General features: G+C 66.0%; 9 protein-coding genes. 5 read left to right on the forward strand and 4 right to left on the reverse strand.

All coding sequences use genetic code 11. The features are described from left to right. Both IFT58_RS06995 and IFT58_RS07000 read right to left on the reverse strand, forming a co-directional pair. Positions 1-369: a hypothetical protein gene (locus tag IFT58_RS06995; RefSeq protein WP_192094299.1), complete on the reverse strand. Its 369-nt coding sequence runs from the start codon at positions 367-369 to the stop codon at positions 1-3. Continuing rightward, positions 366-1,337 (reverse strand): hypothetical protein, encoded by a 972-nt coding sequence (locus tag IFT58_RS07000; protein ID WP_192094300.1) that lies wholly within the window; start codon positions 1,335-1,337, stop codon positions 366-368. Before IFT58_RS07000 ends, IFT58_RS06995 begins: the two co-directional genes overlap by 4 nt. A gap of 159 nt (positions 1,338-1,496) precedes the next feature. Between IFT58_RS07000 and prmA the strand changes: the two genes are divergently transcribed. The 5 genes from prmA to purD all read left to right on the forward strand — a co-directional run bounded on the left by prmA (position 1,497) and on the right by purD (position 6,664). Further along, entirely contained in the window at positions 1,497-2,417 is a 921-nt protein-coding gene (prmA, locus tag IFT58_RS07005; RefSeq protein WP_192094301.1) for a 50S ribosomal protein L11 methyltransferase, read from the forward strand. A gap of 50 nt (positions 2,418-2,467) precedes the next feature. Further along, positions 2,468-3,232 carry a DUF3426 domain-containing protein gene (locus IFT58_RS07010; RefSeq protein WP_192094302.1) on the forward strand — a complete coding sequence of 255 codons (765 nt, stop codon included), beginning with the start codon at positions 2,468-2,470 and terminating at the stop codon, positions 3,230-3,232. A 117-nt stretch (positions 3,233-3,349) separates the two neighbouring features. Beyond that, complete coding sequence (fis, locus tag IFT58_RS07015; protein WP_188325209.1) at positions 3,350-3,625, forward strand: DNA-binding transcriptional regulator Fis; 276 nt, start codon at positions 3,350-3,352, stop codon at positions 3,623-3,625. Positions 3,626-3,732: 107 nt separating this feature from the next. Further along, a complete protein-coding gene (purH, locus tag IFT58_RS07020) occupies positions 3,733-5,316 on the forward strand; it encodes a bifunctional phosphoribosylaminoimidazolecarboxamide formyltransferase/IMP cyclohydrolase (RefSeq protein WP_192094303.1) in 1,584 nt (527 codons plus the stop codon). Positions 5,317-5,380: 64 nt separating this feature from the next. After that, a complete protein-coding gene (gene purD / locus IFT58_RS07025) occupies positions 5,381-6,664 on the forward strand; it encodes a phosphoribosylamine--glycine ligase (protein WP_192094304.1) in 1,284 nt (427 codons plus the stop codon). Between the two features lie 193 nt (positions 6,665-6,857). On the opposite strand, the gene rpoH is transcribed toward purD, so the two are convergent. Together rpoH and IFT58_RS07035 are read right to left on the reverse strand one after the other, a co-directional pair. After that, entirely contained in the window at positions 6,858-7,733 is an 876-nt protein-coding gene (rpoH, locus tag IFT58_RS07030; protein ID WP_188325213.1) for an RNA polymerase sigma factor RpoH, read from the reverse strand. Positions 7,734-8,017: 284 nt separating this feature from the next. Beyond that, a complete protein-coding gene (locus IFT58_RS07035; RefSeq protein ID WP_192094305.1) occupies positions 8,018-11,656 on the reverse strand; it encodes a hypothetical protein in 3,639 nt (1,212 codons plus the stop codon).

The raw sequence follows: 11,656 nt of genomic DNA on the forward strand, positions 1-11,656 counted from the left end.
TTACGGACTGGGGTCTGCGGCGATCTGGCTGCCCGGTACCGGACGCACGCCGTTGGGCGAGGTCGGGTCGACGATCATCATCGTCTCGGTCGAGCCATCGGGCCAGACCACCTGGAAGGTGCTGCCGGCCGGCAACGAATTGAACGGCATGCCACTCTGCGCGCGGTACACGGCGGCCACCTGGCTGGCACCGCTGCGGCGCGCATCCGGCGTGGACTGCACCTTGGTCAGTTCCACCGAAGACAATCGTCGATAACGGTCTTCCTGGGTATCGATCATCAGCAGCCCCACCGCACCGGCGGAGTAGGCCACGAACAACGCCACCCAGAACCAGAACTTCGCACCGTGCAGGACTCGACGGTAGTTCATCGCCCTTTCCTCTTTCCAATCAGTTCTTCGACCCATTCGGTCATTTTCTCGGCACCCTGCCGCGATACCGCAGCGTCATAAACAAAATCAGTGAAATCCTGGTCGGTCTGCTGGCTGCAGATGCCGCCGTTGGCGCAGAAGCTGTTCATCAGCACGCTGTCGCTGCCGCAGGCCATGCCCAGTTCGCAGGCGGCAACGCGCCACGCCAGTTCGCTCAACGCCTCGCCTGCCACCAGCCCGGTCATCGCGCGGTCGCCCGATGCGCGGATGCCCATCGCCGGCGCCAGCGCCATGTAGGCCTCTGGATCGTGTGAGTCGCGCACGCGCTGCACCAGCCCGCGGCGATAGTCTTCATCGGTCTGCAGCGGTTGCCCGTCAGCCAGCAGCGATGCCTCGGCGGCAAGGTTGCCGGCCTGGGCCGCCTGACGGCGCTGTGCGAACACCAACGGGTAGCCCAGGCCATCACTGGCCACGAAACCACCACACCGCGCGGCCACCCGCTGGCGGGCCGATGCCATGGCCGTCGACGCGCGCTCGCCCATGCCGTTCAGCACCGTGTTGTCCAACTGGTAGCCGCCCGGATCATTGGCGTACTGGCTGCAGTAGTCGTACACGCGGCTGAGCATCCAGCGCGCTTCGACGTTGCCACTGTCGGCCTGCCAGCGCAGCCGCTGCGCATACGCAAACAGATCCGTATCGCCTTCGATGTCCGCGCGGATGTCCAGCGGCAGCCCCGACGGCACGCTGTTGACCGTGGATTCGCTGGCGAGGCGGCGCGCCAATGCGGCGGGCAGCGACGGCGTCGCCTGTGCGGTGTCCTGCTGCGGTGCCGTGCTCTGTTCCATCGCCATGGCCGCCGATCCGTCAGCCTGCTTCAGGCGATCGCCCATGCGCACGCCTGCCGCACCGAGCAATACCACGGCAGGCAGAACGAACAACCAGGTTTTCAGGGCAGGCACGGACGCCATCGGGTTACAAGCCATTGACTCGCAAGGCAAGGTCGCGAGTCTAGCAAGGGGATGCGTGCTTGTCCGGGCACCGCGATTCAGTCTCAGGATCGCAGGAGATTTCGGTGCGCGGGCCGGATCGACTAGCATTCCCTTCTTTGCCGGACTACGCCTGCCACCATGCCGTTCCTGGAACTGACCCTGCGCTGCACCGAAGCCACCCAGCCCCGCTACGAGAACGCGCTGGAGGATGTCGGCGCGCTGGCGGTGACCCTGCTCGATGCGCAGGCCGACACCAGCAACGAGCGGGCCATCCTGGAACCGGGCGTCGGCGAGACCCCGATGTGGGACGCGCTGGTGCTCAGCGCGCTGTTCCCGCACGACGCCGACGGCCTGCTGCTGCTGGCTGCACTGGAAGCCTTCGATGATGGCCTGGACTGGTCGACCGTCAGCTTCGCAGCGGTGGAAGACCAGGACTGGGAACGCGTCTGGCTGGACCAGTTCGCGCCGATGCCGTTCGGCCAGCGCGCCTGGATCGTGCCGTGGAACCACGAACTGCCCGAGGCAGCGCAGGCCGCCGATGCAGCCGTGGTGCGGCTGGATCCGGGCCTGGCCTTCGGCTCCGGTACCCACCCCACCACCGCGCTGTGCCTGCGTTGGCTGGATGGCCTGGCGGGCGAAGGACTGCTGCAGGGCCAGCGGGTGCTCGACTTCGGTTGCGGCTCGGGCATTCTGGCGCTGGCTGCGCTGAAGCTGGGCGCGGCCGAAGCGATCGGCGTGGACAACGACCCGCAGGCGCTGATCGCCACGGCGGACAACGCCGAACGCAATGGCGAGCTGCCGCGCATGCATGTGTACCTGCCGCAGGACGAACCGGTGGCCACCTATCCCGTCGTGGTCGCCAACATCCTGGCCTCTGCCCTGGATGCGCTGGCCGACCTGCTGGCGGCGCGTGTTGCCAGCGGCGGTCGCATCGCCCTGTCGGGCATCCTGCATGGCCAGGAGGATGATCTGCTGAAGCGGTACGCCACGTGGTTCGATGACCTGCAGGCGACCCAGGACGGCGATTGGATGCGCATCACCGGCGTACGGCGCGCCTGAGCGCGTCTGGACGTGATTGAATAGCCCTTCGATCCGAGCCGGCACCTCGCATGCCCGAACCGCCCCTGCCCCGCCGCCCGTTGGCCACTTTCCTGCGTCCTGCCGCTGAGCCGCAGCAGGAGGGACCGCCGGTGACCGATGCTGACCCGGCTGCACGCCACGCGACCGATGAATCGGCGGACAGCGTGCCGGTGACGGACGCTTCGGTGGAAGCGGTCGAGGCGGTCGTTGCGACGTCCGCGGACGACGCAGGCGACAGCATCGCGATGCACGCTGACGCAACTGACACGGTGGCAGCGGCGGCGTCGCCCGTCGAACCAGTTTTCCTGCGCGGCACTTCAGCGTTGCACACGCCCCGATGGCAGTGGCTGATCGTGGCCGCACTGACCGTGGTGCTGCTGTTGCAGGTGGCCGTGGCGGACCGGGGCCGGCTTGCCAGCGATGCCAGCACCCGCCCGATGATCAGCCTGGTGTGCAGCGTGCTGCGCTGCAGCCTGCCGACCTGGCGCGAGCCGACGGCGTTCACCATGCTGAGCCGCGACGTGCGTCCGGTGCCCGGTCAGGCCGGTGCGCTGCAGGTACAGGCCAGCGTCCGCAACGACGCACGCTGGGCACAGGATTGGCCGTCGCTGCGTCTGTCCCTGTCCGATGCGGATGGACGCGTGATCGGCACCGGCGTGTTCACGCCGGCCGATTACCTGGCCGCCGACGGCGCGGCCGCGCCCCCGCTGGAGCCCGGACAAAGCACGCAGATCAGCTTCAGGGTCAGGGAGCCTGCGGCGTCCACGGTCGCATTCAACTTCGACTTCCTGTGAGGGTCGTGCCACCTTCCACCCGTGCAGGGGGCTGCTGCTCGCGCTAGACTGGTCGCCACCACCTTCTTCGCCAGCGCCAGCATCCGCTCCGGCGCGGCCTCCAGATCGGGATTCCCATTGAACGCTGTACTCTCTCGTCCTGACACTAGTCGTGGCGCTGCGCGTCCTCCGCTCCGCGAACACGTCGCCCAGTCCGTGCGCCGCTACCTGCGCGACCTGGATGGCTGCGATGCCGACGATGTGTACGAGATCGTGCTGCGTGAGATGGAAATACCGCTGTTCGTGGAAGTACTGAACCATTGCGAAGGCAACCAGAGCCGTGCGGCGTCGATGCTGGGCATCCACCGCGCCACCCTGCGCAAGAAGCTGAAGGAATACGGCATCTCGGCCTGAGGCCGGCCGTGATCGCGTGTTTTTCCGCAGGAACAGGCGCCTGACCCCACCCTGGGGTGCACACGGCCTACAATATCGGCCCCGCCTGCTGCCGTTGCCCTGTCCCCATGAGTGCTGACCTGCTGCCCGTCCGTCGGGCCCTGCTTTCCGTTTCCGACAAGACCGGTTTGATCGAACTGGCGACTGCCCTGGCCGCGCGCGGCGTGGAACTGCTGTCCACCGGCGGTACCGCCAAGGCGATCCGCGATGCGGGCCTGCCGGTGAAGGACGTCGCCGATGTCACCGGCTTCCCGGAGATGATGGACGGCCGGGTCAAGACCCTGCATCCGACAGTGCACGGTGGCCTGCTGGGCCGTGCGGGTATCGACGATGCAGTGATGGCCGAGCATGGCATCGGAGCGATCGACCTGCTGGTGCTGAACCTCTACCCGTTCGAATCGGTCACCGCCAAGGCCGACTGCGCCTTGGACGATGCCGTTGAGAACATCGACATCGGCGGCCCGGCGATGCTGCGCTCGGCAGCGAAGAACTTCGCCCGCGTTGCCGTGGCAACGGACCCGTCGCAGTACGACGAGCTGCTGGCCGAACTGGCGGCGCAGGATGGTCAGCTGTCGGCAGCCAAGCGTTTTGCTTTCTCGGTCGCGGCCTTCAACCGCGTCGCGCAGTACGACGCCGCCATCAGCAACTACCTGTCCGCGGTGGCCTCGCGCGATTCGGCTGTGCCGGTGCGCAGTGAATACCCGGCGCAGATGAACTCCTCCTTCGTGAAGGTGATGGATCTGCGTTACGGCGAGAACCCGCACCAGAGCGGCGCGTTCTACCGCGACCTGTACCCGGTGCCGGGCACGCTGGCCACGTTCCAGCAGCTGCAGGGCAAGGAACTGAGCTTCAACAACCTCGCCGATGCCGATGCGGCGTGGGAATGCGTGCGCCAGTTCGACGCGCCGGCCTGCGTGATCGTCAAGCATGCCAACCCCTGCGGCGTGGCCGTAGGCGCCGGCAACGGCGATGCCTATGAACTTGCGTACGCGACCGATCCGACCAGTGCCTTCGGCGGCATCATCGCCTTCAACAAGCCGCTGGACCTGGCCACCGCGCAGGTGATCCTGGACCGCCAGTTCGTCGAGGTGCTGATCGCCCCGGATTACGAACCGGCTGCACTGGAGTACGCGACGAAGAAGGCCAACGTGCGCGTGCTGCGTATTCCGCATGGCGATGGCATCAACAATTTCGACAGCAAGCGCGTGGGATCGGGTCTGCTGCTGCAGTCGTCGGACAACCGCGGCATGACGCGCGACGAGCTGAAAGTGGTGAGCAAGGTGGCCCCGACCGAGGCACAGTTCGCCGACCTGCTGTTCGCGTGGAAGGTGGCCAAGTTCGTGAAGTCCAACGCCATCGTGTATGCCAAGGACAACCGCACCATCGGCGTCGGTGCCGGGCAGATGAGCCGCGTGTATTCGGCGCGCATCGCCGGCATCAAGGCCGCTGATGCGAACCTGGTGGTGGAAGGATCGGTGATGGCGTCCGATGCGTTTTTCCCGTTCCGCGACGGCATCGATGCCGCCGCGGCGGCAGGGATCAAGGCGGTGATCCAGCCGGGTGGCTCGATGCGCGACAGCGAAGTCATTGCCGCGGCCGACGAGGCCGGCCTGGCGATGGTGTTCACCGGCGTGCGGCACTTCCGTCACTGACGCTGACCGGTAGCGCCGAGCCATGCTCGGCGGCCCCCCCCACCCGTATCGGAAATCCATCAGCATGAAGATTCTTGTCATCGGCTCCGGCGGCCGCGAACACGCCCTGGCCTGGAAGCTCGCTCATTCCGCGCAGGTCACCGAAGTGCTGGTTGCCCCCGGTAACGCCGGCACCGCCACCGAGGCGAAGTGCCGCAACGTGGACATCAAGGTCACCGACCTGGATGGCCTGTTGGCGCTGGCGCAGTCAGAGAGCGTGGCGGTCACCGTCGTTGGCCCGGAAGTACCGTTGGTGGCCGGCGTGGTGGATCGCTTCCGCGATGCCGGGCTGCGTATCTTCGGGCCCACCGCCGCCGCCGCCCAGCTGGAAGGCAGCAAGGCCTACGCGAAGGATTTCCTCGCCCGCCACAACATCCCGACCGCGTTCTACGCGGTGCACACCGACGTGGACGCGGCGCTGGCGTACCTACGCGAAAAGGGTGCACCGATCGTGGTCAAGGCCGACGGCCTGGCAGCCGGCAAGGGCGTGATCGTGGCGATGACGCTGGACGAAGCCGAATCCGCCGTGCGCGACATGCTGTCCGGCAATGCGTTCGGTGATGCGGGCGCGCGGGTGGTGATTGAAGAGTTCCTGGACGGCGAAGAGGCCAGCTTCATTTCCATGGTCGACGGCGTAACGGCGCTGCCGATGGCGACCTCGCAGGATCACAAGCGGGTGGGTGACGGGGATACTGGTCCGAATACCGGTGGCATGGGCGCCTACTCGCCCGCCCCGGTGGTGACCGATGAGGTGCATGCCCGGGTGATGCGCGAGGTGGTCAATCCGACCGTGCAGGGCATGATCGCCGATGGCATTCCGTTCACCGGCTTCCTCTACGCAGGGCTGATGATCGACGCGGAGGGCGCGCCGAAGGTGATCGAGTTCAACGTGCGGTTCGGCGATCCCGAAACCCAGCCGGTCATGCTGCGCCTGCAGTCGGACCTGCTGGACCTGGTGCAGGCAGCCATCGACGGCACGCTGGACCAGGTGCAGGCGCAGTGGGATCCGCGTCCGTCGCTGGGCGTGGTGCTGGCTGCTGCGCCGTACCCGGAAGCCCCCATCACCGGCGATGTGATCTCGGGTCTGGATGCTGTGCCGGACACCGCCAAGGTGTTCCATGCAGGCACCGCACTGGATGCGCAGGGCAACGTCGTCAGCGCCGGTGGCCGCGTGCTGTGCGTGGCTGCATTGGGCGACAGCGTGCGCGACGCGCAGGCCAATGCCTATGCGGGCGTGGCCAAGGTGACGTGGGCGAACGAGTTCCACCGCAATGACATCGGCTGGCGCGCGATTGCCCGCGAGAGCTGAGGCGGGTGCAGGGTGGGCCTGCACGACGTGTGGGGACCGGGTGCGGCGCTGATCTGCCGCTGCGCTCGCCGAGCATGGCTCGGCGCTACCGGTAAACGCGTCATCGTGCGGTAGACATGTCGCACGGTGGGCGCGTTGCAAAGGAAAACGCCGGGCAGTGCCCGGCGTTTCTGTATGCAGCGACTGTCTCCGCTTACGCGGTGAACAGCGCCTTCATCTTCTTCAGCGCGTTCGCTTCGACCTGGCGGATCCGCTCTGCGGACACGCCGTACTCGTCGGCCAGTTCCTGCAGCGTGACCTTGCTGTCGGCATCCAGCCAGCGGCGGGCGATGATGTCGCGTGAGCGGGCATCCAGTTCGGCCATGCCTTCGCGCAGCAGCTGCAGCTGGTTGTCTTCGCTGTCCGCACGCTCGTAGGCCATCGAAGGATCTTCTTCGTTGGCACGCAGGTACGCGGCCGGCGACGGCGGTGCGTGGTCGTCGTCCTCATCGCTGGGCGCATCGAAACCGATATCGCGCCCGGACAGACGGGACTCCATCTCCAGCACTTCGCGCTCGGACACGTTGAGGTCCTTGGCGACCGCCGTGACCTCGGCTGCGTTCATCCAGCCCAGGCGCTTCTTCGACTTGCGCAGGTTGAAGAACAGCTTGCGCTGCGCCTTGGTCGTGGCGACCTTTACGATGCGCCAGTTCTTCAGGATGAACTCGTGCATTTCGGCACGGATCCAATGCACGGCGAAGGACACCAGGCGCACGCCCATGTCCGGGTCGAAGCGCTTGACGGCCTTCATCAGGCCGATGTTGCCTTCCTGGATGAGGTCGCCCAATGCGAGGCCGTAGCCGTTGTAACCGCGGGCCACGTGCACCACGAAGCGCAGGTGCGAATGCACCAGCTCGCGGGCCGCGTCCAGATCGGTCTGATCACGGAAACGACGCGCCAGGTCCTGCTCATCATCGACCGACAGCACCGGGATCTGGTGCACGGCACCGATGTAGGCGTCCAGCGAACCGAGCGCACTGGGAATCGGGAGATTATTTGCCACAAGGGCAGTAGAGGTGTTCTGGCTCATGGGTTCCATCTTAGCAGTCCGATACTTCGACTGCTAAAGGTTGAAAAAGTTCCAGTGTTCCGTTGGCAGAACAATGGCGTTGACTACCTGTCTACCCTACCGCGATTTGGTGACAGTGGCGATAGCCCTATCGATCACGACAAACACCTTTCAAATCAGCGGTTTGACGGAAGAATACGGGCGAAAAGACGTGCAAACTGGCTGAACGAGCCGCTTTAGCGCCCCATTCAGCCACAAAGGGTTGTCGGGCATTCAGACGCCGACCGTCGGCTGCGCTGGATGCCTCAGTAATACCCGGCCAGATTCAGGAAAAATCCTTTCTGGTCGTAGCGCAGCTCGGTCATGTCGTCACTGAACTCGGTGAAGTTGTAGCCGCCGCCGATCTTGAAGTTCTCGCCCACGCGGCGGTCCACGCCCAGCAGCCAGCCCTTGCGGACGCCGCCGTCGCGCACTTTCAGCCAGCGATGCTCGGCCAGCCCCTCCCACTTCTCGAACAGGCGATAGCGCAGCTGCAGGGCCGCGAAGTCGGCGCGGCTGTCCAGCCAGGATCCTTCGCCGCGACCCGTGCGGTAGTCGCCCCAGCGCGACGCCAGCTTGCCGGCGACTTCCCAGCGCGCGCCCAACTGGCGGATGCCCTCCAGGGAAACGATCTGCGAGCGCTGGTCGTAGAGGTTGCCGCCTTCCTGCCCCAGCGACGCCACGTCATAGAGATAGGTGAACTTGCCAAAAGCAGCCCAGCGGGTGTCGTCGTGCGGCCGCCAGGCAAAGCCCATGTTGGTTTCCACCAGCTTGGCGTCCGCTACCGGATTGATACGATCCTGGGTGTCGGCATAGTTGGCGCGCAGCGCCAGCCGCCAGTCTTCGTTGAGCTTGTACAACAGGCGGTTGGTCGTGACCCATTGCTCGCGCTGCTCGGCACCGGAGTCATGCCGGTATTCCAGCTTGCTGTTCCACTGCGCCACCGCGTCGGTGCGGCCGCCACTGACACTGTAGGCGCGGCGGTCGATCCGCCCGAGGGTGGATTCCAGTTCGCCGTCCATCAGGGTGAAGCCCAGGTTCCAGCCCTGTGCCGGATAGAAGTCCATGCCGAAGGTGTGGACCAGGCCGGCGTTGTCCTGGCGACGGTCCTTGAGGTACTGGCTTTCGTTGTACACATTGACCTGATTGCTCAGCCGCCAGCGCTGGCCCAGGGTCCAGCCCGACTGCAGACCGGTATCGAACAGCGGATCAGTGCCGGTACGGTCGCTGCTGTAGCTGTAGCTGCCATACAGGCTGTGGTCCGGCGCCATGCGGTACTCGGCATCCACTTTCGCACCGTGGCCGCGGCTGCCGCCGCTGACTTCGGCCCCCACGCTGCTGCGGTCGCCAAACAGATACCGCGCCCCCAACGTCAGCAGGTCGTTCTTCTCGTAGGCGCCGCCGTCATCGTCCACCGTGGCCTGGCCGGTGCCGTACAGCTCCCACGATGCACCGAACCGCTGCCGATAGCCGATGGCCGCCAGCAGTGCATCCACGGTCTGCAGGCTCTGCTCTTCGCGTACGCGACGCAGTTCGCCGGTCAGCTGGCCGTCGTTGCCCAGCCGCCATTCGGCAGTCAGCTGGCTCTGTTCAAGCGCCAGCTCGCCCTGCTCCGTGCGCGTGTGGCGGCCGTACAGGCTGAAGTCGTCGGTGAGGTAGCCGAGGAATTCGGCACCGTATTCCTGCACCGCCAACCCGGTGTCCTGGCGAGCGACAGAGAAGCCCGCGTCCACGTCGCGCCACCAGGCGCCCATGCTCCAATCCTGCGTGGTCCAGCCCAGCTCGCGCAGGTTGGCGCGCGCCTCTACCGCCGTGGCGCTGCCGGATCGCTGCACTTCGTAAGGATTGCGGCGTACGAAACTGAGGCCGCCGTTGTCCGAGTAGAACACCGGTGCCGCCGTGGCATCGGTCTCGGTGTGCTCCACCTTTACATAGGTGCCACGACCCGCCTGCAAGGTGAGATCCGCCCCTTTCAAGGTGTAGTTCTCACCGCTGCGGTTTTCCTCCACCCAGGTGCCACCCACTGCCACGTGGTCGCCGATCCATTGCCGTCCGCGCGCGCCCATGGTCACGTCATCGCTGCTGAACCCCAGCGGCACGTATTCGTAGTCCACCAGCAGCAGCTGGTCGTAGCCATCCAGCGGCATGTCGCGGGTGATGCTGCGAACGTTCTCGCGGGTCAACATCGCCAGCGGCCGGGTCAGGATCAATCGCCCCTGCAGGTCGTCTATTTCATAATCCACGCCTTCCTGCAGAGTGGCGCGGGTTTCAGTGCGGCCGGTGGTGCGGTCACGCACTTCCAGCACCACCTGTTCCGATCCCGGCAGCACATCGGTGTGGCGCAGGTAGTACAGGCTGCCGCCGGTGCCGAGGAATTCGCTGTGGCCGGGCGCGGACTGCGCTTCAGAGCCGAACACCTTCAACTGCGAGCGCGCCTCGCCCAGCGGGGTTGCTTCCAGCGACCGCCAGTTCAAGGCACCGCCGTACAACGAACGCACATACTGCCCGTATTCGGTGCCGGTGATCCCGGTTGCGTAGTTGCCCCAGATCGCCTGGCTCTGGTCCCAGTCCAGGCGCAGGTACAGCCGCCCCTGCGTGTCGACATCGCGCCAGGTGGTGGAATCATCGCCATACACCGGGTAGTACAGATCCGGATCCAGGCGGCGGAACACGTCGCTCGGATCTGCGTCCCAGAAATCCCGGAACAGGTGTTTCAGTTCGCGGTCCTGGGTGTCGGCCTGCGCCGTCAGTAGATACTTGCCGCGCATCTTCCCCTTCAGGTAGAACGCCAAGCGCCCTTCGCTGAGGAAACTGTCGTCATCGCGGTCATCGGCGGCGAGTGGCTGCAGGTTGCCGCTGGCGCTGTTCTTCGACACGGTGACATCGGCGATGGCGACCGCGAACAGATAACGGCCGGTCACCTCCACGTCCAGCTGCCGCTCGGCACTGGGCATGTCCTTGGCCTCCACCTGCACGTCGTAGCGGTGGGCGCCCACCGGTTCGAGGAACTCCGCCGCGAACTTCTGCTCCAGGTCCACCGGGAAGCTCTGCCCGTTGATGGTCACCCGGCTGTTCGGCTCCAGTCCACGCCCGTACACCCGTACGCGCGATCCGTGGATGGGGATGTTCTGCAGGCGCAGCTGGCTTTGTCCGTAGATGCTGTTGCTCACCTGCAGCGCCTGCGCGTTCTCACCGTCCAGTGCCTGGCCGAGTGTCTTCTGCACGTTGTCCCGGGTGACCTGCAGTCCCCGATCAAAGTCGGCCGGGGTGACCAGTTGGATGCGCTGGATCTGCGTTTCATCGAACGCATCGCCGGCACCGTAGGCACGCGCCACGTAGATCAGGTCGTCGCCGGTGCGCAGCGTGATCTGCTCGGGCAGTTGCGCGTCCCACTCGGCTTCGGACACGTAGCCCGCCGGCAGGTCGATGCGCGCAAGCGGGGTGACCAGATCGGTGTCGGTGCCGCGGTACAGCGTGACCTCCAGCCTTTCGATGAATGAGGCGTAGTTGTTGTAGCTGTGGAAGCGCAGCGGGCGCACCAGGCGTCCGTTCTCGAACGGCACCGTCGCCGCTGACTGCACGCTCAGGCTGGGCGGCACCATGCTGGGGTCTTCCGTGGCCCATACCACGCCCCCGTTGGGCAGCTCGGACATGAAGTTGCCATCCCGTGCAGCCACCGGTGAGGGTGCCAGCGGCACGCTATCGGCTGCTGGCGGTGATGGCGCGTCGCCGCGGATCCGCAGCAACAGCCCTTCGTCGTTGCGGCAGTTGTCGGCGTCACAGCGGATGGCCGGCGGATCAACCGCAGGCAGTACCTGCTGCGCGAGCACCGGCGCAGTGGAGAGCAGCGTCGCCAGCAGCAGCAACGAGGTCATGCGGCGTTCGGCTTTCAGGGTCTTCTCCAT

This window comes from Stenotrophomonas sp. CFBP 13718 (genome assembly GCF_014842145.1).
Lineage (GTDB): Bacteria > Pseudomonadota > Gammaproteobacteria > Xanthomonadales > Xanthomonadaceae > Stenotrophomonas.

Coding starts and splice junctions, on each gene's coding strand:
- IFT58_RS06995 (WP_192094299.1), bottom strand. CDS start 369: ATGAACTACCGTCGAGTCCTGCACGGTGCGAAGTTCTGGTTCTGGGTG.
- IFT58_RS07000 (WP_192094300.1), bottom strand. CDS start 1,337: ATGGCGTCCGTGCCTGCCCTGAAAACCTGGTTGTTCGTTCTGCCTGCC.
- prmA (WP_192094301.1), top strand. CDS start 1,497: ATGCCGTTCCTGGAACTGACCCTGCGCTGCACCGAAGCCACCCAGCCC.
- IFT58_RS07010 (WP_192094302.1), top strand. CDS start 2,468: ATGCCCGAACCGCCCCTGCCCCGCCGCCCGTTGGCCACTTTCCTGCGT.
- purH (WP_192094303.1), top strand. CDS start 3,733: ATGAGTGCTGACCTGCTGCCCGTCCGTCGGGCCCTGCTTTCCGTTTCC.
- purD (WP_192094304.1), top strand. CDS start 5,381: ATGAAGATTCTTGTCATCGGCTCCGGCGGCCGCGAACACGCCCTGGCC.
- rpoH (WP_188325213.1), bottom strand. CDS start 7,733: ATGAGCCAGAACACCTCTACTGCCCTTGTGGCAAATAATCTCCCGATT.
- IFT58_RS07035 (WP_192094305.1), bottom strand. CDS start 11,656: ATGGAGAAGACCCTGAAAGCCGAACGCCGCATGACCTCGTTGCTGCTG.